General features: G+C 49.8%; 21 protein-coding genes and 1 tRNA gene. 12 read left to right on the top strand and 10 right to left on the bottom strand.

Annotated features, from left to right (window positions below):
- The first annotated feature begins 2 nt into the window (after window positions 1-2).
- Window positions 3-749 (top strand): GntR family transcriptional regulator, encoded by a 747-nt coding sequence (locus tag RYZ59_RS00590; protein ID WP_137345579.1) that lies wholly within the window; start codon window positions 3-5, stop codon window positions 747-749.
- Here the strand turns inward: RYZ59_RS00590 and RYZ59_RS00585 are convergent.
- Genes RYZ59_RS00585 through RYZ59_RS00575 form a run of 3 tightly spaced genes read right to left on the bottom strand, consistent with a single transcriptional unit; the run spans window position 723 to window position 3,963 of the window.
- Window positions 723-1,688 (bottom strand): carbohydrate kinase family protein, encoded by a 966-nt coding sequence (locus RYZ59_RS00585; protein WP_202038296.1) that lies wholly within the window; start codon window positions 1,686-1,688, stop codon window positions 723-725. The genes RYZ59_RS00590 and RYZ59_RS00585 overlap by 27 nt on opposite strands.
- Entirely contained in the window at window positions 1,685-2,689 is a 1,005-nt protein-coding gene (locus RYZ59_RS00580) for an ADP-ribosylglycohydrolase family protein (protein ID WP_318048820.1), read from the bottom strand. The genes RYZ59_RS00585 and RYZ59_RS00580 overlap by 4 nt, the downstream gene beginning before the upstream one ends.
- On the bottom strand, window positions 2,686-3,963 hold the full coding sequence (locus RYZ59_RS00575) for a nucleoside permease (RefSeq protein WP_202038298.1): 1,278 nt from the start codon (window positions 3,961-3,963) through the stop codon (window positions 2,686-2,688). The genes RYZ59_RS00580 and RYZ59_RS00575 overlap by 4 nt, the downstream gene beginning before the upstream one ends.
- A 252-nt stretch (window positions 3,964-4,215) precedes the next feature.
- Here RYZ59_RS00575 and fbaB point away from each other — a divergent pair, with 252 nt between their 5' ends.
- Window positions 4,216-5,268 (top strand): class I fructose-bisphosphate aldolase, encoded by a 1,053-nt coding sequence (gene fbaB, locus RYZ59_RS00570; RefSeq protein ID WP_005129139.1) that lies wholly within the window; start codon window positions 4,216-4,218, stop codon window positions 5,266-5,268.
- A gap of 21 nt (window positions 5,269-5,289) precedes the next feature.
- Here fbaB and yegS read toward each other — a convergent pair whose 3' ends face one another.
- Complete coding sequence (gene yegS / locus RYZ59_RS00565) at window positions 5,290-6,189, bottom strand: lipid kinase YegS (RefSeq protein ID WP_318048816.1); 900 nt, start codon at window positions 6,187-6,189, stop codon at window positions 5,290-5,292.
- A gap of 355 nt (window positions 6,190-6,544) precedes the next feature.
- Window positions 6,545-6,632 (bottom strand) — tRNA-Ser (locus RYZ59_RS00560).
- 236 nt (window positions 6,633-6,868) lie between these two features.
- On the opposite strand from RYZ59_RS00560, the gene ghrA reads away from it, so the two are divergent.
- The 4 genes from ghrA (at window position 6,869) to RYZ59_RS00540 (ending at window position 9,823) form a co-directional block, all read left to right on the top strand.
- Window positions 6,869-7,807, top strand: coding sequence for a glyoxylate/hydroxypyruvate reductase GhrA (gene ghrA / locus RYZ59_RS00555; protein WP_318048814.1), 939 nt, complete (start codon window positions 6,869-6,871; stop codon window positions 7,805-7,807).
- 116 nt (window positions 7,808-7,923) lie between these two features.
- Complete coding sequence (locus RYZ59_RS00550) at window positions 7,924-8,661, top strand: phosphatase (RefSeq protein WP_202038301.1); 738 nt, start codon at window positions 7,924-7,926, stop codon at window positions 8,659-8,661.
- Window positions 8,662-8,684: 23 nt separating this feature from the next.
- Window positions 8,685-9,239: a molecular chaperone gene (locus RYZ59_RS00545; protein WP_005129133.1), complete on the top strand. Its 555-nt coding sequence runs from the start codon at window positions 8,685-8,687 to the stop codon at window positions 9,237-9,239.
- Between the two features lie 101 nt (window positions 9,240-9,340).
- Window positions 9,341-9,823, top strand: coding sequence for a DUF1097 domain-containing protein (locus RYZ59_RS00540; RefSeq protein ID WP_271442619.1), 483 nt, complete (start codon window positions 9,341-9,343; stop codon window positions 9,821-9,823).
- A gap of 45 nt (window positions 9,824-9,868) precedes the next feature.
- Here the strand turns inward: RYZ59_RS00540 and csgG are convergent, their stop codons facing one another.
- The 4 genes from csgG to csgD are packed head-to-tail and all read right to left on the bottom strand — an operon-like array spanning window position 9,869 to window position 12,220.
- Window positions 9,869-10,702, bottom strand: coding sequence for a curli production assembly/transport protein CsgG (gene csgG, locus RYZ59_RS00535; RefSeq protein WP_005129128.1), 834 nt, complete (start codon window positions 10,700-10,702; stop codon window positions 9,869-9,871).
- 25 nt (window positions 10,703-10,727) lie between these two features.
- Window positions 10,728-11,141 carry a curli production assembly/transport protein CsgF gene (gene csgF, locus RYZ59_RS00530; protein ID WP_005129126.1) on the bottom strand — a complete coding sequence of 138 codons (414 nt, stop codon included), beginning with the start codon at window positions 11,139-11,141 and terminating at the stop codon, window positions 10,728-10,730.
- Between the two features lie 25 nt (window positions 11,142-11,166).
- On the bottom strand, window positions 11,167-11,565 hold the full coding sequence (gene csgE / locus RYZ59_RS00525; RefSeq protein ID WP_061068136.1) for a curli production assembly/transport protein CsgE: 399 nt from the start codon (window positions 11,563-11,565) through the stop codon (window positions 11,167-11,169).
- A 4-nt stretch (window positions 11,566-11,569) separates the two neighbouring features.
- Complete coding sequence (csgD, locus tag RYZ59_RS00520) at window positions 11,570-12,220, bottom strand: biofilm master transcriptional regulator CsgD (RefSeq protein WP_318048805.1); 651 nt, start codon at window positions 12,218-12,220, stop codon at window positions 11,570-11,572.
- A gap of 760 nt (window positions 12,221-12,980) precedes the next feature.
- Between csgD and csgB the strand changes: the two genes are divergently transcribed.
- The 6 genes from csgB (at window position 12,981) to RYZ59_RS00490 (ending at window position 16,861) form a co-directional block, all read left to right on the top strand.
- Entirely contained in the window at window positions 12,981-13,436 is a 456-nt protein-coding gene (gene csgB, locus RYZ59_RS00515; RefSeq protein WP_048211206.1) for a curli minor subunit CsgB, read from the top strand.
- 41 nt (window positions 13,437-13,477) lie between these two features.
- A complete protein-coding gene (gene csgA / locus RYZ59_RS00510; protein ID WP_137383203.1) occupies window positions 13,478-13,930 on the top strand; it encodes a curli major subunit CsgA in 453 nt (150 codons plus the stop codon).
- A 60-nt stretch (window positions 13,931-13,990) separates the two neighbouring features.
- Window positions 13,991-14,323, top strand: coding sequence for a curli assembly chaperone CsgC (csgC, locus tag RYZ59_RS00505; protein WP_137383204.1), 333 nt, complete (start codon window positions 13,991-13,993; stop codon window positions 14,321-14,323).
- Between the two features lie 151 nt (window positions 14,324-14,474).
- Window positions 14,475-14,795 (top strand): type 1 fimbrial protein, encoded by a 321-nt coding sequence (locus RYZ59_RS00500; protein WP_202038304.1) that lies wholly within the window; start codon window positions 14,475-14,477, stop codon window positions 14,793-14,795.
- 100 nt (window positions 14,796-14,895) lie between these two features.
- Window positions 14,896-15,438: an O-acetyl-ADP-ribose deacetylase gene (gene ymdB / locus RYZ59_RS00495; RefSeq protein WP_137383206.1), complete on the top strand. Its 543-nt coding sequence runs from the start codon at window positions 14,896-14,898 to the stop codon at window positions 15,436-15,438.
- Entirely contained in the window at window positions 15,374-16,861 is a 1,488-nt protein-coding gene (locus RYZ59_RS00490) for a phospholipase D family protein (RefSeq protein WP_318048800.1), read from the top strand. The genes ymdB and RYZ59_RS00490 overlap by 65 nt, the downstream gene beginning before the upstream one ends.
- A 20-nt stretch (window positions 16,862-16,881) precedes the next feature.
- Here RYZ59_RS00490 and mdoC read toward each other — a convergent pair whose 3' ends face one another.
- On the bottom strand, window positions 16,882-18,042 hold the full coding sequence (gene mdoC / locus RYZ59_RS00485; protein ID WP_318048799.1) for a glucans biosynthesis protein MdoC: 1,161 nt from the start codon (window positions 18,040-18,042) through the stop codon (window positions 16,882-16,884).
- Window positions 18,043-18,105 lie beyond the last annotated feature (63 nt).

Below are 18,105 nucleotides of genomic sequence, written 5' to 3'. Positions count from 1 at the left end.
AAATGGAACAAGCGCATACCCAGCTTATCGCGCAACTGAATGAACGTATTTCAGCGGCGGACAACACGCCGCTGTATATGAAATTTGCTCAAACGGTTAAGAACGCTGTGCGCAGTGGGATCCTGGAGCATGGTAATATCCTGCCTGGCGAGCGCGACCTCAGCCAGTTGACTGGCGTTTCACGCATTACGGTGCGAAAAGCGATGCAGGCGCTGGAAGAAGAGGGGGTGGTGACGCGTGCGCGTGGCTACGGGACGCAAATCAATAACATCTTCGAGTATTCGCTCAAAGAAGCGCGCGGTTTTTCACAACAGGTGGTGTTACGCGGTAAAAAGCCGGATACGCTGTGGGTGAATAAACGCGTGGTGCCCTGTCCGGAAGAGGTGGCTCAGCAGTTGGCTATTGCTGTCGGCAGTGAGGTCTTCTTGCTGAAGCGCATTCGCTATGTTGATGAAGATGCTGTGTCTATTGAAGAATCATGGGTACCCACCCATCTTATCCATGATGTGGATGCCATTGGCGTTTCACTGTACGACTATTTCCGCAGCCAACATATCTTTCCACAGCGCACACGCTCACGCGTCAGTGCGCGGATGCCGGACGCCGAGTTCCAGTCGCATATCCAGATGGACAGCAAAGTGCCGGTACTGGTGATCAAGCAGGTAGCGCTTGATCAGCAGCAACGGCCTATTGAATACAGTATCAGTTACTGTCGAAGCGACCTATACGTCTTTGTGTGCGAGGAGTAACGCCTCGCGTGAGGGGGCGCAGTCGCCACCGCGGTGACCCACCACCCAGGCTGCTACCGCATTGCCAAGCAGGACGGCATCGCCCAGCGACCAACCCGATGCCAGCCCAGCCAGCATGCCGCCAGCGTGACTGTCTCCCGCACCGATGGTATCAACGACTGTGGTCGGAAAGGCGGGCACGCAACCGGATGTCTGAGCGCTGAAATACCACGCGCCGTCTTTATCGTGACGCACTACCACCGGTGCGGTGAAACGCTGCACCCATTCTGCGCCAAAACCTTCCACATCCTGACTCAATGCAAACCGTTCGGCGGCAATTTCTGCCTCCTGACGATTAAGTGACACCAGCGGACGACAGGCCATGATCCGCGCCATCAGGACATCGGGAATATCACCAATTCGTGGGCCAAAATCGATAAACGGCGTCACCTCTTCCAGACCTTCCAGCCATTGCACCAGCAATTCACCACAGGGCGAGGCCAGCTGGTAGCCGGAAAGGTAGACGTAACTCTCGTGCGGGATATTCAGCTGTGCCAGCCAGTCAGCATTCCACTGATTTTCGACGCCGCTAAAGGACATAAATGTGCGTTCACCGTCCGGCTCGACCAGTGCCAGACACCAGCCGTTATCGCCCTCAGCATTGTCGATCAGGCTGTGCAATCCTTCTTTCGCCATACGATTGCGGATTATATCGGCCCACACGCCCTGACCCAGCGGTAAGGCATTACTGGCCTCGATGCCCAGACGCTTTAGAGCGACGGCAATGTTGAGCGCACAACCGCCCACGTTCACGCCCTGTTGCTTAAGCTCAATATCACAGCCGCGCCAGGGAAGAGCATACGCATCGGCAATCACATCAATAACCGCCGCACCGACTACCGTTACCGGTCGCTGGCTGTGCAACTGTGGGAGAAGCGTTTGCAGACGCGTTGCACTCATAGCGCCTCCCGTTGCTCGCGCAGTCGCACTAGCGCACTGGCATAGCGGGTGAAATCGAGCTTATTCACCGTATCCAGTTCCTGTTTTAACGTCGGATTAATCGCGCTTACGCCGTGTAGCGCACCACAAATAGCGGTTGCCATTGCCCCGATGGTGTCAGTGTCACCGCCGAGATTCGCACACAGTACGGCACAGCGGTTAGGGTCGGTTTGTGCCAGTTCGACCATCGCGATGGCGCAGGGCACGGATTCGATGGTGCTGGTCCCGGCACCAATCACCTGATACAGCTGCTCGCTGGCAGATTCCGCACCGTTGGCCTCGCGAACGATTTTCAATGCCAGTTCAAGGCGGGCGGCGAGCGATGCGCTAAACGTAGTGATCCGTTTTTGCTGAGCGTGGAGAGCAATCGCGGGAAGTGCGCCGACAATCTCAGGCCATGTCCTTGCGTCGATAGCTCGAGACACCGCCCAGGCGATGACCACCGCGCCCGCAATCGCTAAATCAGACTTATGTGTCGGGCTGGAGGCCAGCGCGATGTCGTCAATAAACGCATCAAGATTACCTGTCGGTAGCAGACATCCCAACGGCGACACGCGCATAGCCGCCCCATTGGTGACACCGTTGTTTTCCAGCTCAGCAACGGGCTTACCGTCGCGGATGGCGTTGAGCGCAATCTTTGAGGTGGGGCCCAGCACGTTTTTATTGAAAGCATCAAAACGTTCAGCCCAGGCGAGGATATTGCGGCCAATAACGTCCGGAACAATCTCTCCGTTGCACTCGAGCAGGGCATCGGCCAGACACAGCGCCATGGAGGTGTCATCAGTGAACTCCGCCTGGTTGAAATAGCAGGCGGCATTATTTTCCGCAGGACCGGGCAAAAAACGGTCGATCCAACCGAAGTGAGCTTTTACCCGGGTTCGTGGCCACAGTTCCGACGGCATACCCATCGCATCCCCTAACGCCTGCCCATAAAGAGCACCGAGAATACGTTCTGCTTTCATTTAACTTCCCCTTGTTGCAATGCGATATCGCGGTCGTCCACCTTAATGGCGGTGATTTCTTTGTCTGACTCGCGAAAGAAAATCATAAACAGCACGGCGATAACGGCGATCATGATCGCGCCAAATCCCCACATGCCAGCCCAGTTAAAGGTGAGGCCATTAACCGGTTCTTTATAAGCAAACATTTTCTCCATCATCACCCCACCCAGGCGGTAGCCGAGCAGACTGCCGAATCCCTGACAGCAGAGCGTGATTAACCCCTGCGCAGCGGTGCGCATGTGCACCGGCGCTTTTTTATCGACATAGATGTAGGCCGTAACGTAGTAGAAATCGTAGCTAACGCCATGTAGCAGAATGCCGAGAAATAACAGGGCGTAGGTGAAATATTCTTCCGCGCCGCCGTAAACAAAAAATCCGTAGCGGATCGCGGCAGTGATAAGACCAAGCAATAATACCTTTTTAATGCCAAAGCGTTTGGTGAAGAACGGCAGTGCCAGCATAAAGAAAATTTCAGAGAACTGACCCAGCGTCATCCAGCCGGTCGCATTTTTCATCCCAACTTCTGTCAGGTAGCCGTTGGCGAAGATGTAGTAAAACGCCAGCGGCATGGCAAACAGAAAAGAGCAGAAGAAAAAGACCAGGAAGTTCTTATCACGCAGCAGGATCAGCGCATCCAGACCCAGCATGACTTTAAAATCCATCTTGCCGGTACTTTTCGGCGGCGTATCCGGTAAAAAGAAAGCAAAGATGCCCAATAATGCGGAACTTGCGGCGGTAATGAGCAGCGGAACGTTGGTCGGTGAAATGTCGTTATAGCCGAGCATTTGCGGTAAGAATCCACAAGCCAGGCCGGATGCGATCCAGCCGATCGTGCCCATTACGCGAATGCGTGGAAAATCACGCTCGACATCCGGGACGTTGGCGAAGGCGATACTGTTGGTTAGTGCAATCGTCGGCATATAGGTGAGTGAATACGCCAGCAATAGTGGAAAGAATCCGCCGAACGTCGTCTGTTGCGCGGCAAAATACATCAAAATCGCGCCGACAAACATCAGCACTGCCAGTACTTTTTGCGCAGAGAAAAAGCGGTCAGTGATCGAACCGACGAAGATCGGTGAGAGGATCGCGGCAATGGCGGTACAGGCATAAGACCAGCCAATTTCACCGGCAGTAAAGCCGCTTTTACTCAGCCAGAGCCAAAGTGGCACAAACCAGGCGCCCCAGATAAACCACTCCACAAACATCATGAACGACAGCTTAACTGTAGTTTTCATCTTTAAATCCTTCATGACAGGTAAGGTACGGCTGGATAGTACCATTTGATAATACCTTTTAAATACCTTTATGGTCTAAGTTTGACCGCTGTATCATTTTTTGATGCCTGAATCGAGCCAGCGGAAATCGCTGAAAAGTGCGCTAAAGATGGAAAAAATGCGTAGTCAGTACCAGGCTTATTGCTGCCCGCCACCAGGCGGGTCAGGACAATCCACTTCCGATATCAAATCGGAACTTACGGGAGCATAGCTATGACTGATATTGCGCAGTTGCTTGGCAAAGATGCCGACAACCTTTTACAGCATCGTTGTATGACCATTCCTTCTGACCAACTTTACCTGCCAGGACATGATTACGTCGACCGCGTGATGGTTGACAATAACCGTCCACCCGCCGTGCTGCGTAATATGCAGACGCTGTACAACACCGGACGGCTCGCGGGAACCGGTTATTTGTCGATTCTGCCTGTAGACCAGGGGGTGGAGCATTCTGCTGGGGCATCGTTTGCCGCAAACCCGCTGTATTTTGATCCCAAAAATATTGTTGAGCTGGCGATTGAAGCGGGCTGCAACTGCGTCGCGTCAACCTATGGCGTGCTGGCGTCTGTTTCGCGTCGTTATGCGCATCGCATTCCATTCCTGGTGAAAATTAACCATAACGAAACGCTCAGCTACCCGAATACCTTTGACCAGACGCTGTATGCCAGCGTGGAGCAAGCGTTCAATATGGGCGCGGTCGCGGTGGGGGCGACTATTTATTTCGGTTCAGAGGAGTCGCGCCGCCAGATTGAAGAGATTTCTGCGGCCTTTGAGCGCGCCCACGAGTTGGGCATGGTAACGGTCCTGTGGGCCTATTTGCGTAACTCCGCGTTTAAGAAAGACGGAGTGGATTATCATGTTTCGGCTGATTTGACCGGGCAGGCAAACCATCTGGCGGCGACTATCGGCGCGGATATTGTTAAACAAAAAATGGCAGAGAATAACGGCGGGTATAAAGCGGTTAACTTCGGCTACACCGACGATCGTGTCTATAGCAAGCTGACCAGTGATAACCCGATTGACCTGGTGCGTTATCAACTGGCGAACTGCTATATGGGACGCGCCGGACTCATTAACTCCGGAGGTGCGGCCGGCGGAGAAACCGATCTCAGCGATGCGGTGCGTACTGCGGTGATTAACAAGCGTGCCGGTGGTATGGGGTTAATTCTTGGACGTAAAGCGTTCAAGAAAACCATGGCTGACGGCGTGAAGCTGATTAACGCCGTGCAGGATGTTTATCTGGATAACAAAGTCACGATTGCCTGATGTCAGTAGAGTACCGTCGGATTAGCGCAATAATGGGCAGCCCGGTGGTAATCTGCAGCGCAGGGCTGCGGGCAGGATCTCAACATGAAACTCTTGCCCGCTGAGCGGTTCACCATCCAGATTGAAGGTAATTTCATGTGGCGCACGGATATCAAACCATGATGATGCGCCATCAATGATATTCGGATTGTCTTCGGACTGAGTTATCGCCGACAACAGTGCCGGAATCAGCTCCTCACCGGTAAAGATTCGCAGTTGCAGCAGACCGTCGTTAATGAGCGCTGTCGGGCAAAGTTGCTGTCCGCCACCGGCCTGACGCCCGTTGCCAATACCAATCACCAGCGCATCCCCCTGCCAGTGAAAGTTTTCGCCGCGAATTTCGCAACTGTCTGGCTTTAGCGTATCCATGCGCATTAACCCGTGAATAAAGTACGACACACCGCCCAGGGCGGCTTTGAGTTTCTCCGGTGTTTCGCTGGTGATCCGCGTACCGAACCCTCCGGTCGCCATATTGATAAAGCAGGTTTTATCGTTGACCTGCGCCATATCAATCGCTACCGAGTTCCCGGCAATAGCCAGCTTTAATGCCTTGTCCAGCGCTTCAGGAATGCCAACGCTGGTAGCAAAATCATTTGCCGTTCCCAATGGCAAAATCCCGAGTGCCGGAACATTCTCCCCCTGACAGTGAATCAGCGCTGTGGATACTTCGTTGATGGTACCGTCACCACCGCCGGCAATCACCGTTGCCACGCCCAACCGGAGCGCTTCATCAACGTAACGTTGCGCATCGCCTTTTTCCCAGGTCACGCGAACATGGATTTCGACACTCTCATTGCGCAGTTGAGCAATAGCGTCACGCAGGGGAAGGTTATCAGCACTTTTTCCATTCAGGAGCAGTAAGCTGGCCGGGAATGCTATCATCCTGTTGCCTCACTTTTATCGTTTTAACTAGTGTATGCCAGGAATGCGTTTATGGCGTAGGAACTGACTGAAAGCGAAGACCCATCGACGGATTCTGAGGGAGGTTGGTAGTCTGTATGGGTCAAATGCGAAAAAAAAGCCCGTACTTGCGTACGAACTCTTTCTCGAATATGGCGGTGAGGGGGGGATTGACTCGCTTTGCTCGCCCCTACGGGGCAGCCCGTTCGCGATGCTCCCGGTCTGTCCAGCTGGCAACGCCAGCAGTCGAACCCCGGTCGGGGGTTTCTCATCCCCCCGGAGGTGTGCAATATGCGAAAAAAAAGCCCGTACTTGCGTACGAGCTCTTTCTCGAATATGGCGGTGAGGGGGGGATTCGAACCCCCGATACGTTGCCGTATACACACTTTCCAGGCGTGCTCCTTCAGCCACTCGGACACCTCACCATATTGTTGTTCCTGTACTGCTGGAACGGGCGCTAATGTAGGGGAAATACCGCCCCGGCGTCAATCTACTTTTTCAAAAAAACGTGCATTTACACAAACTTCAAGCAACATGGGGCTTAAATGAGCGGGAATTGTTTTTTTTGCCAGCACCCTGAAATTTGCTAATCTGATGTTCCCTCGGAAAATGATGATAATAAGTGCGAGAATGTTCCGCATAACAATGTTCAGGAGACAATATGGAAATAATTTTCTATCACCCTACATTTGATACGGCCTGGTGGGTAAAGGCGCTGACGAAAGCCGTCCCTGGCGCTAACGTTCGCGAGTGGAAAGCGGGTGATAACGCCCCTGCCGACTATGCGCTGGTCTGGCATCCGCCGGTTGAAATGCTGGCAGGACGAAAGTTGAAAGCCGTCTTTGCATTGGGAGCCGGAGTGGACTCCATCCTCAGTAAGCTAAAAGCGCACCCGGAGATGCTGGATACCTCGATTCCACTTTTCCGTCTGGAAGATACCGGTATGGGCCTGCAAATGCAGGAGTATGCGGTGAGTCAGGTGTTGCACTGGTTCCGCCGCTTTGATGACTATCAGGCATTAAAATCCCAGGCGAAGTGGCAGCCGTTGCAAGAGTATACCCGTGATGAATTTACTATCGGAATCATGGGGGCCGGTGTATTAGGGGCTAAAGTGGCAGAGAGCCTGCAGGCATGGGGCTTCCCGTTACGCTGTTGGAGCCGTACCCGTAAATCCTGGCCTGGTGTGGAAAGTTTTGCAGGCACCGAAGAGTTGAGTGCATTTTTAAGCCAGACGCGTGTGCTGATTAATCTTCTGCCCAATACGGCAGAAACGGTAGGTATTATTAATGCCGGACTGTTGAATCAATTACAGGATGGAGCCTATGTGCTTAACCTGGCGCGTGGCGTTCATCTCAATGAAGACGATCTTCTGGCATCGTTGAATAGCGGAAAACTGAAAGGTGCGATGCTGGATGTCTATAGCCGAGAACCGCTACCCGAAGACAACCCATTGTGGAAACACCCGCGTGTGGCGATGACGCCGCACATTGCAGCGGTAACGCGCCCGGCGGAAGCGGTGGATTATATCTCTCGTACAATCCTTAGCCTGGAAAGTGGCAAAGCGGTTACCGGTCAGGTCGATCGCGTTCGGGGTTACTGATATCAATGTCAACCCGGCCAGTGCCGGGTTTCGACTCAATACAACCCGAATTATTTAGGGTATTAATGGCGGCGATACCTGCTATCCTTGACGGAAAACGACTACAGGAGAGAGTTATGTATCCCGTTGACCTGCATATGCATACCGTTGCCAGCACCCACGCCTACAGCACCCTGAGTGATTACATCGCTGAAGCCCATCGCAAGGGTATCAAGCTGTTTGCCATCACCGATCATGGACCGGACATGGCGGATGCGCCACACCACTGGCATTTTATTAACATGCGTATTTGGCCGCGCGTGGTGAACGGCGTGGGGATTCTGCGCGGGATAGAAGCGAACATTAAGAATATTGAAGGGGAGATCGACTGTTCAGGGCCGATGTTTGACTCACTCGATCTGATTATTGCGGGCTTCCATGAGCCAGTTTTTGCCCCTCACGATAAAGAGACCAATACTCAGGCGATGATCGCCACGATGGCGAATGGCAATGTGCATATTATCAGCCATCCAGGAAATCCCAAATATCCCGTCGATATCACCGCAATTGCACAGGCGGCGGCAAAATATCAGGTCGCACTGGAAATCAATAATTCCTCATTTTTGCATTCGCGTAAGGGCAGTGAAGATAACTGTCGTGCTGTGGCTGCGGCAGTACGTGATGCAGGTGGCTGGGTGGCCCTGGGTTCAGATTCCCATACCGCATTTACGTTGGGAGAGTTCGGTGAATGCCGTAAGATTCTGGATGATGTGGGCTTCCCGGAAGAGCGAATTCTGAACGTTTCACCAAAACGCTTGCTGTCGTTTCTTGAATCGCGGGGCATGGAGCCTATCGCGGAATTTGCTGAACTTTAATTGTTACTAACTGGAATATATCAATGAACGAGTTTTCTATCCTGTGCCGTGTACTGGGCTCGCTGTTTTACCGCCAACCGCAGGACCCTTTACTGGTTCCCCTGTTTACCCTGATTAGCGAAGGTAAACTGTCTGCTAACTGGCCACTGGAACAGGATGAGCTGTTGGCCCGTTTGCAGAAAAGCTGTGATATGCCCCAGCTTGCTGCAGATTACAACGCGCTGTTTGTCGGGAAAGAGTGTTCAGTGCCGCCTTATCGTAGCGCCTGGGTAGAAGGGGCGAAGGAAGCAGATGTTCGTGCATTCCTGTCTGCGCGTGGAATGCCGCTGGCGGATACACCAGCCGATCATATTGGCACCTTGTTGCTGGCGGCATCCTGGCTTGAAGACCAGTCCGCAGAAGATGAGAGTGAAGCACTGGAAACCTTGTTTGTTGACTACCTGCTTCCCTGGTGCGACACGTTCCTTGGTAAAGTTGAGGCGCACGCGAATACCGCTTTCTGGCGAACTATGGCGCCGCTGACGCGCGATGCCATTAGCGCAATGTGGGACGAATTGCAGGAAGATACCGACGAATAAATGTGATTTAAATCACTATTTACTGCAACTCAATTTATCAACTTGCATAAATTGTGTGCACGATCTCATTACTATGCCGTTTTTCTGCTAAGATGCGCGGCATGAACATACTCCTCTCTATTGCAATCACAACGGGCATTCTCTCCGGACTCTGGGGATGGGTGGCCGTTTCTCTTGGTTTACTCAGTTGGGCTGGTTTCCTGGGCTGTACGGCCTATTTTGCCTGCCCACAAGGTGGACTGAAAGGGCTGTGGATCTCGGCGTGTACGCTGCTAAGCGGTGTGGTGTGGGCGTTGGTGATTATTAATGGTAGCGCGCTTGCCCCGCATATGGACATCCTTGGCTATGTCATAACGGGAATTGTCGCATTTATGATGTGTATCCAGGCAAAGCAATGGCTGCTTTCATTTGTCCCTGGCACATTTATGGGGGCATGCGCAACATTTGCAGGGCAGGGCGACTGGCAGTTGGTTCTGCCTTCTCTGGGGCTGGGACTGGTGTTTGGCTATGCGATGAAAAACAGTGGTCTGTGGCTGGCATCACGTCGCGAAAACCCGACTTCATCCACACTGACCAGTAAATAAAAAAAGCGTGAGGCTTCCCTCACGCTTTTTATTCTCTCTTTAGCATCAGGACTCTGGAGGTACCGACATATGACGGTATTTGACCAGAATGTCGTTATCAACTTGTTTCTTATCCTGCAAATCCCACAAGCCGCGATCGATACCGTCATTTATCAGGAAGATAACGCCAGTTTCAATGGCTGACATCAGGCAAAGCATGACCGGCTCGTTAGAGGTATAACCAATTTCCCCTTCCAGAAGCCGTTGGTAGTCAATGAAACGGAATACCCCTGCCTGCACTTCATAAGACAGGATGGTTTTACTGGTGTTGACCGAAGAAAGGATCTCACCGGTACTGACGTTAACCACACGCAGGTTTACCGCAATCTGATCGAGTTGGTATTGCGTATCTGCACCAATACCGAAATAACGCGCGCCGACACCACCTGATTTAACGTTGCTTTCATAGCCGATGATTGAACCTTCCACCATCACGTTAGCTGCGGTTAATGATTGCAGCGGAATTCGGTTGTTAATAGCAACCGTGCCGTTTTCCTGTGCCGCACGGATGATTTTCCGTTCGTTCAGTAAGTTCTGTAATCCCTGGCGCTCCAGCGGGATGAACCAACGCGAATCTTTCAGTGCGGTAACCAGCATTGCCGTGGCACTTTGTGGTACGGCAGTGGAGAAGTTACTTGCCGGATAAGGTTTAAACTGACCCGTTTCATCCTGGATATTGTAAACCGATACAAAGATTTTACCCGTAGGCATCGGGAGATGCGTCAAGTCTTTGTAACTTTGGGCGCGAGGCATTAATGTCGGTTTAGCGGCTTCTTGCGGTGGGGACGTTAAGCATCCGCTGAGTAAAAATACTGCAACCATTATAAGTAAGCGCTGCATGATTTTTTCCTTTCGTGGCTATGGCTTAGAAATCGGTTGACTGTGTTTGCAAACCCGACACTTCGATCGTTGATGTTTTTCCCGATTTCCTGTCGGTAACATTCAATTGCAGTTGCCCGTCCCGGTTAGCGATATCAATGATAAAATCATTGGTCACCATTCTTCCCGGCTTACCGGTATTAATGTTGGTGAGCAGGCCACCGAGAATTTGTGACTGAATCGCCTGAGTAAAGTTATCCAGCGCTGACGGGGTTTCAATTCCGTAATCGCTATAGCTCGGATCTTTATAGGAGTTCTGCGCCTGAGCGCTGTTCAACAAAAAAGCCCCGTTATTCGGGTTGCCACCAAAGTTTGGGTTTCGGAACTGAAACGTCATGTTTCCGGCCCAACTTAATGGTGAAATTAGCATGAGCAAAACCACTGCATGTTTGACACGCATGAAAGCCTCCGGACAAAATCATGTTTTAGAATTCATCGCGCGCTAAATCGCTCGTGCTTAATAGTGTTTGATCTATTTGCCGGCGATTTAATGCTTCCTCAGTTTGTGCCAATGCGAAGACGACAATTTTGTCGAAGTCTCTTTTCGTGGGGAATAAAAAAGTCTGGAAGATAACGTCCTGATTGACCGTTATGGTGATCCAACTTCCCCAACGCGCACTGGGTCTTTCATTGATAGTTAAATTTCCTGTGTACTCACTTTCCCACTTGTCACTAAATGCACGATAAAAATCATGCCCGATTGAAGAGACAGTGTGGTCAGTTAACAGTCCGGGAACCTCCACCTCTACGCTGGTAGCCGCGTGCAAATTCCCGGCAGCAAAGAATAAATTTGCTGCCACTATCCAGGTCAAATAGCGTTTCATGGCTTTATCGCCTGAGGTTATCATTGGCCCATGAGACCGCCTGCGTACGATTTTTGACAGCTATCTTTTTGAAAAGATTATAAAGATGTGTTTTTACCGTATTTTCACTGATAAATAGTGAGCGAGCGATTTCAATATTTGAGGCGCCGATACGCAATTTATTAAGTATTTCTTTTTCACGGTGTGTCAGTAACGCCGACTCCGTGCTGTTATAACGATAATTTCCAGAATGCGTGATCAGATAACTGGCAAGCTTTTGCGTGAAGTAACATTCACCGCGTAAGACACCCTGCAAGCCGTTAACGACACGCTGTTCGTCTTCAGTTGCGTAAAACACGCCATTGATATGTGGCCAGTTTTCGATATCCCGATAAGGGTAGTCATCAGGGGTATTCAACAATAACGTCTTTATATTGTTGTTTTTTCTGCTCAAATTATCTTGCCAGTAATGGATCAGTTTTTTATCTGCCTCCATCATATCCAGTAAAACAATGCAGCTGGAGGAAATATCATCCAGAGAACGTTGAATATTATGTAGTTTTCCGGTTAGCGCCAGTGATTGTTTTAAATGTTGTAATAATGCAGTTGCCTGCAAAGAAGGTTTCGTGATCAACAATAATGTATGACCATGAATGCTATGGACTTCATTAAACATGATGAAACTCCACTTTTTAGTCGCACACCTGACAGCTGTCTCTACTAAAATAGAGGCACCAGAAGTACTGACAGATGTTGCACTGCTGTGTAGAAATAAAATATCGACCCAAAGGGGTGAAAATATTAAAACAAATGGACTTCAACTGATTTCAATCTAGCTATTACAAATCTTAAAGCAAGTGTTAAACATGTAACAGGATGTAAAATTATCTATTTAAATGTGATTTTTGGGTTTTATTGGAGTTTAGATTTGATAGGAAAGTTGTACATTTTACCGTTGCTGCATAGATTTAAAAAATCATACAAATTATAGTAATTTATTGATTTATAATGTTTTAATTTATAATCATCGAGTTTTATATTTCTAATGAATTCAAAATTCTTTGTCCCACTTTACGTTGGACAATTTTAGGCGGAAAAAACTGACCTTTGTCACGACTTGCATCGATGACTATCGCGACGCGGTGCTACGAAGCCCTGAAATCGTGGAAAGTGCACTTTTTCAGTGACTGCATAGACATTCATTCCTGATGACGAAATAAAAATAAAACCTTTACCTGTAGCGGTGTTATTCACTGTTAATTAGTACTTTGGTGTGAATCTGGATATAAAAATACCACTCGCGGGTGAGTTATTTAAAATGTTTCAACGGACATACTCTTCATCGTAACGTGGCGTTAACAAATGTAAGTCATGTTAACAACAATTTGAGTGGTAATTAATTTAACTTCATGTACGACCAGGTCCAGGGTGACAGCATGAAAAACAAGTTGTTATTTATGATGTTTACAATACTGGGTGTGCCTGGGATTGCATCCGCAACCAGTTATGATTTAGCTAATTCAGAATATAACTTTGCGGTAAATGAATTAAGTAAGTCTTCATTTAATCAGGCAGCCATTATTGGTCAGGTTGGCACTGCTAACAGTGCAAATACTCGCCAGGAGGGCAGCAAGTTATTGTCGGTCATTTCGCAAGAAGGTTCAGGTAACCGGGCGAGAACAGACCAGACAGGATCATATAATTTTGCATATATTGATCAAACGGGCAGCTCCAATGATGCGAGTATTAAACAAAGTTCTTACGGTAATACAGCGATGATTATCCAGAAAGGTTCTGGTAATAAAGCAAATATTACCCAGTACGGTACACAAAAAACAGCAGTTGTGGTGCAGAGACAGTCGCAAATGGCAATTCGCGTTACTCAACGCTAATCCGTGAACGACGTTTAAATCAATCCGATGGGGGTTTTACCATGAAACTTTTAAAAGTGGCAGCATTCGCAGCAATCGTAGTTTCTGGCAGTGCTCTGGCAGGCCTTGTTCCGCAATTGAACAGCAATGGTCACCATAACGGTGGTAGTAATTATGGCCCGGACTCTTCATTGAGTATTTACCAATATGGGTCAAGTAACGTTGCGAATGCGCTGCAAAGTGATGCACGTAAATCAGACGTGACCATCACACAACACGGACATGGTAACGGTGCTACCGTCGGGCAAGGTGCTGATGATAGTACCATTAGCCTGAAACAGACTGGCTTCCAGAACAGCGCAGATATCAATCAGTGGAATGCAAAAAATGCTGACATCAGTGTAACTCAGTTCGGTGGTCGTAACGGTGCGGTGGTTAATCAGACTGCATCTGACTCGAATGTTCTGATTCAGCAGGTTGGTTATGGCAACAATGCGACAGCTAACCAGCACTAATTCAGTTTTATGACTGATAATAAACAGGGCGAAAGCCCTGTTTTTTTTCGGGAGCATATTATGCATACGCTATTACTTATTGCCGCGCTTTCAAATCAAATAACCTTTAATACAACCCAGCAAGGTGAGATGTATACCATTATTCCGCAGGTGACGTTATCGCAACCCTGCGTGTGCCAGGTACAAGTTCTTGCCATACGTAAAGGGTCGGGGGGGCAAAGCCAAACGCAACAGAAAACAAGCCTGTCGATCCCTGCTAATCGGCCGATTGAATTAACAAAACTGAGCTTTAATATTTCACCTGAAGATACGGTCAACATTGTCGTTACCGTTTCGGATGGGCAGTCATTGCATCTGTCCCAGCAGTGGCCTGATTCAAGCAGTCGCTCATGATTTTTTGCTGTATTTGCTTTAAGGGTGTGGCTGGGACAGCGGTGCTGTTCTATGAATATAGAGACGTGAAAACGTTTTTATTTGGTCGTTAATCGCAGCGGTGAAGGATCACTTCGATCCCTCAAGGATGGTTTATCATTGAGGAACCCTTATGAGCACCTTATTAAAACGTATTTTAAGTACCAGTTTATGTGTTACTTCTTTTTTTATGTTCTCCGCAACGGCGCAGCAAATCACACCTGGCGGAATTATCCATTTCCGTGGCGCAATAGTTGAATCGCCTTGTGAGGTGAACTCGCAACAACAACAGATTGAATTGTCATGTATACGTGATGGCAAGCTACGGAGTAGTCGCTATAACACGCAACAGATAGCGATGGCCCCTGAAAGCCTCCAGCAAATTGCCAGTGTGAAAATGCAGTACCTTAATGAACAGAAAAATCTGGCGATTCTTAATATTGAATATAAATGAATCGTTCCGGCGTAGATATGCACCTGTATGGTTAAAAAGTGAGATTTCGTAGAAAACCCTGCTGTACACTTAACAGAGAGTGTTTTGTCAGGGGGAACTTATGCAATCGCGTGTTCATGTTTTACAGGGCGACATTACGACAATCGCCGTTGATGTGATTGTCAATGCGGCCAACTCCTCATTGCTGGGCGGCGGTGGCGTTGATGGAGCGATTCATCGTGCAGCTGGACCGGCACTGTTGGAAGCCTGCAAACAGGTATTACAGCAACAGGGCGAATGCCCAACCGGTCATGCGGTTATCACCCTGGCGGGAGATCTTCCCGCCAAAGCGGTGATCCACACTGTTGGGCCCGTCTGGCAGGGCGGCGATCATCATGAAGCTGAACGCCTTGAGGAGGCCTATCGCAATTCATTACAACTGGCACTGGCCAATGGCTATCAATCTATTGCGTTCCCGGCTATCAGCACCGGAGCCTACGGGTATCCACGTGCGGCGGCGGCGGAGATAGCGGTGAATACGGTGCTGAAGTTTATCACCCGCCGTGCGCTACCTGATCAAATCTATTTCGTGTGTTTTGATGAGGAAAATGCCAGGTTATACAAGAGATTACTCACCCAACAAGGCGATGATAACACGGCCTGATATGACGCGACTTGAGCGTGCCATTACCCCATTGTGCGTAAGCCATCCGGATCAGTGCGGCATTCTGGCACTGGATGACAGTCTGGATGCTTTCGCAGCCCGTTATCGGCTGACAGAAATGGCGGAACGAACGCTGGATGTGCAGTATTACATCTGGGAGAACGACATGTCCGGGCTGCTGTTGTTTTCTGTTCTGCTGGCCGCGGCGAAACGCGGGGTACGGGTTCGTTTGCTGTTGGATGATAACAACACGCCGGGCCTTGATGACACGCTGCGTCTGCTGGATAACCATCCGAATATTGAAGTCCGCCTGTTTAATCCCTTCTCATTTCGCATCCTTCGCGCGTTGGGGTATTTAACCGATTTCGCCCGGCTCAATCGCCGCATGCACAATAAAAGTTATACCGCGGACGGTGTAGTGACGCTGGTTGGCGGGCGTAATATCGGTGATGCCTATTTTGGTGCGGGTGAAGAACCGTTGTTTTCCGATCTTGACGTGATGGCCATCGGTCCGGTGGTGAAAGAGGTCGCGGATGATTTTGAGCGCTACTGGCAATGTCAGTCAGTTTCAACGTTACAGAGCGTCCTTGCGTTGTCTGAGCCAGAAACGACGCAACGTATTGAACTGCCAGAATCCTGGTATAACGACGATATTACCCGACGCTATTTGCACAAACTGGAGACCAGCCAGTTTATGACGCAGCTCGATCAGGGTTCACTGTCGCTGATTTGGGCCAAAACGCGGCTGCTCAGTGACGATCCGGCAAAAGGAGAGGGGAAAGCGCCGCGTCACTCGCTATTACCGCAGCGTTTGTTTGACGTCATGGGCTCACCCACTGAGCGTATTGATATAATTTCCGCTTACTTTGTGCCGACACGTGCCGGAGTCGCACAGCTCCTGCGCCTGGTCCGAAAAGGGGTAAAAATTGCTATTTTAACTAACTCGCTGGCCGCGAATGATGTGGCAATTGTGCATGCGGGATATGCGCGCTGGCGGAAAAAATTGCTGCGCTATGGTGTAGAACTGTATGAGCTAAAACCAACCCGCGATCGCGGTGCGGTGGTACACGATCGCGGGCTGACCGGCAATTCGGGCTCCAGTCTGCATGCGAAAACCTTCAGCATTGATGGCCGCAAAGTCTTCATCGGCTCGCTTAATTTTGATCCGCGCTCAACGTTGCTCAATACGGAAATGGGGTTTGTGATTGAGAGTGAAGTGCTGGCGTCATTGATTCATAAACGCTTTATGCAAAGCCAGCGTGATGTGGCCTGGCAATTGCGCCTGGACCGCTGGGGCCGGATAAACTGGGTAGACTGTCCTGGCGGCAGTGAGCGGGTAGTGAAAAAAGAACCCGCCACAGGATTCTGGAAGCGGGTTCTGGTGAGGCTGGCCTCTATATTACCGATTGAATGGCTGCTCTGAGCCATGCAATGACAGGTCTGCTATCCGGCAATGGCCTTGTTTTTATCCTGCTTAACGATGGGTTTCCCGGAAAAGAGGAACTTCAGCACCGGTATGCGCAAGTGGATTTCGTACAATATTACCGCAATCCCGACCACAAACAGCAGCCCACAGAGAAAACCCAGCAGATTTGATGTGATGTGTGGTGTGATATAGGCACCGAAAAACAGCGTCAACGGATGATGCACCAGATAGATAAACAGTGAAGCATTGACAAAATAGGTGACGCGGGCTGACTGGAAATTCAATAAACGGTGGCCGAGCGAGAAAACGACGTTAACCATCCACAGTCCCATCACCATCGTTATCACGTATTCGGTTTCATACATCCAGGCATCGCCGTTTCCATAGCGTTGATTGAGCAGATAAGCCACAAAAGCGAATGCCGCACCGAACGTGCAGCTGCGCGAGGGCGTTGTGAACAGTGCTTTTAGCTGCGGATTGATAAACGCCAGCGCGCCGAGCATAAAGAACGGCACATAGAACAGCGTTTGCATGACGATGAAATTAAACATGCCATCGCTGAGAATAGACGGGTAGACGATAAAAATTGTTCTTCTGACGGCGGCGTATCCGACGCCAAGCAACAAAAAAATCAACGTCAGTTTCGTCATCGATACCGTGGAAGTGCTGATGCCATCGGGGCTCGTCAACCGGTGTTTCATTTGGCTAAACACCCACATACTCACGGTTGTTAAAACGACAAGGACGAGTAAAAACCACAGATGAGAAATCAGCTCCCATGCCAGTGCGTTGTATTTATCGTATCCACTGAGAGTATGCCAGCTGTCGGCTTTACCTTTCACATATTGCAGCATGATAAATTGCGGCAGCGTGAGTAGCGGGATGGCGGTCAGCATGGGGATACCCACACGTTCAACACGCACTTTCCACCAGCGCTTTAAGGGGTAGCGCAAAAACAGCATGTATGAAAAATAACCCGAAATAACAAAGAAGACCTGCATGCGAAATGCATGTATGAAATCGTTAAAGAGGGTCAATATCCATGACGGTTCTGCACTGTTCACATGCCAGGTATGCGTGGAGTAGATCAGCGAGATATGGAAGGGAATCCCCAACAACATCAGCCAGGCACGGATGGAATCCAGAAAATATTCACGCGGTGGAGATACAGAGCTCATAGACAGTTACGTATTCTCAGACTTTTCGTCTTATCCCTAAGACGAATTATGGTTACATTCGAA

Origin of the sequence: Citrobacter sp. HN-141 (assembly GCF_033341895.1) — a bacterium.
Classification (GTDB): Bacteria; Pseudomonadota; Gammaproteobacteria; order Enterobacterales; family Enterobacteriaceae; genus Citrobacter.
Note: the sequence above shows the minus strand (reverse complement) of the source record. Positions and strands in the feature narration are given on the sequence as shown.

Coding starts and splice junctions, on each gene's coding strand:
- RYZ59_RS00590 (WP_137345579.1), top strand. CDS start 3: ATGGAACAAGCGCATACCCAGCTTATCGCGCAACTGAATGAACGTATT.
- RYZ59_RS00585 (WP_202038296.1), bottom strand. CDS start 1,688: ATGAGTGCAACGCGTCTGCAAACGCTTCTCCCACAGTTGCACAGCCAG.
- RYZ59_RS00580 (WP_318048820.1), bottom strand. CDS start 2,689: ATGAAAGCAGAACGTATTCTCGGTGCTCTTTATGGGCAGGCGTTAGGG.
- RYZ59_RS00575 (WP_202038298.1), bottom strand. CDS start 3,963: ATGAAAACTACAGTTAAGCTGTCGTTCATGATGTTTGTGGAGTGGTTT.
- fbaB (WP_005129139.1), top strand. CDS start 4,216: ATGACTGATATTGCGCAGTTGCTTGGCAAAGATGCCGACAACCTTTTA.
- yegS (WP_318048816.1), bottom strand. CDS start 6,189: ATGATAGCATTCCCGGCCAGCTTACTGCTCCTGAATGGAAAAAGTGCT.
- ghrA (WP_318048814.1), top strand. CDS start 6,869: ATGGAAATAATTTTCTATCACCCTACATTTGATACGGCCTGGTGGGTA.
- RYZ59_RS00550 (WP_202038301.1), top strand. CDS start 7,924: ATGTATCCCGTTGACCTGCATATGCATACCGTTGCCAGCACCCACGCC.
- RYZ59_RS00545 (WP_005129133.1), top strand. CDS start 8,685: ATGAACGAGTTTTCTATCCTGTGCCGTGTACTGGGCTCGCTGTTTTAC.
- RYZ59_RS00540 (WP_271442619.1), top strand. CDS start 9,341: ATGAACATACTCCTCTCTATTGCAATCACAACGGGCATTCTCTCCGGA.
- csgG (WP_005129128.1), bottom strand. CDS start 10,702: ATGCAGCGCTTACTTATAATGGTTGCAGTATTTTTACTCAGCGGATGC.
- csgF (WP_005129126.1), bottom strand. CDS start 11,141: ATGCGTGTCAAACATGCAGTGGTTTTGCTCATGCTAATTTCACCATTA.
- csgE (WP_061068136.1), bottom strand. CDS start 11,565: ATGAAACGCTATTTGACCTGGATAGTGGCAGCAAATTTATTCTTTGCT.
- csgD (WP_318048805.1), bottom strand. CDS start 12,220: ATGTTTAATGAAGTCCATAGCATTCATGGTCATACATTATTGTTGATC.
- csgB (WP_048211206.1), top strand. CDS start 12,981: ATGAAAAACAAGTTGTTATTTATGATGTTTACAATACTGGGTGTGCCT.
- csgA (WP_137383203.1), top strand. CDS start 13,478: ATGAAACTTTTAAAAGTGGCAGCATTCGCAGCAATCGTAGTTTCTGGC.
- csgC (WP_137383204.1), top strand. CDS start 13,991: ATGCATACGCTATTACTTATTGCCGCGCTTTCAAATCAAATAACCTTT.
- RYZ59_RS00500 (WP_202038304.1), top strand. CDS start 14,475: ATGAGCACCTTATTAAAACGTATTTTAAGTACCAGTTTATGTGTTACT.
- ymdB (WP_137383206.1), top strand. CDS start 14,896: ATGCAATCGCGTGTTCATGTTTTACAGGGCGACATTACGACAATCGCC.
- RYZ59_RS00490 (WP_318048800.1), top strand. CDS start 15,374: ATGAGGAAAATGCCAGGTTATACAAGAGATTACTCACCCAACAAGGCG.
- mdoC (WP_318048799.1), bottom strand. CDS start 18,042: ATGAGCTCTGTATCTCCACCGCGTGAATATTTTCTGGATTCCATCCGT.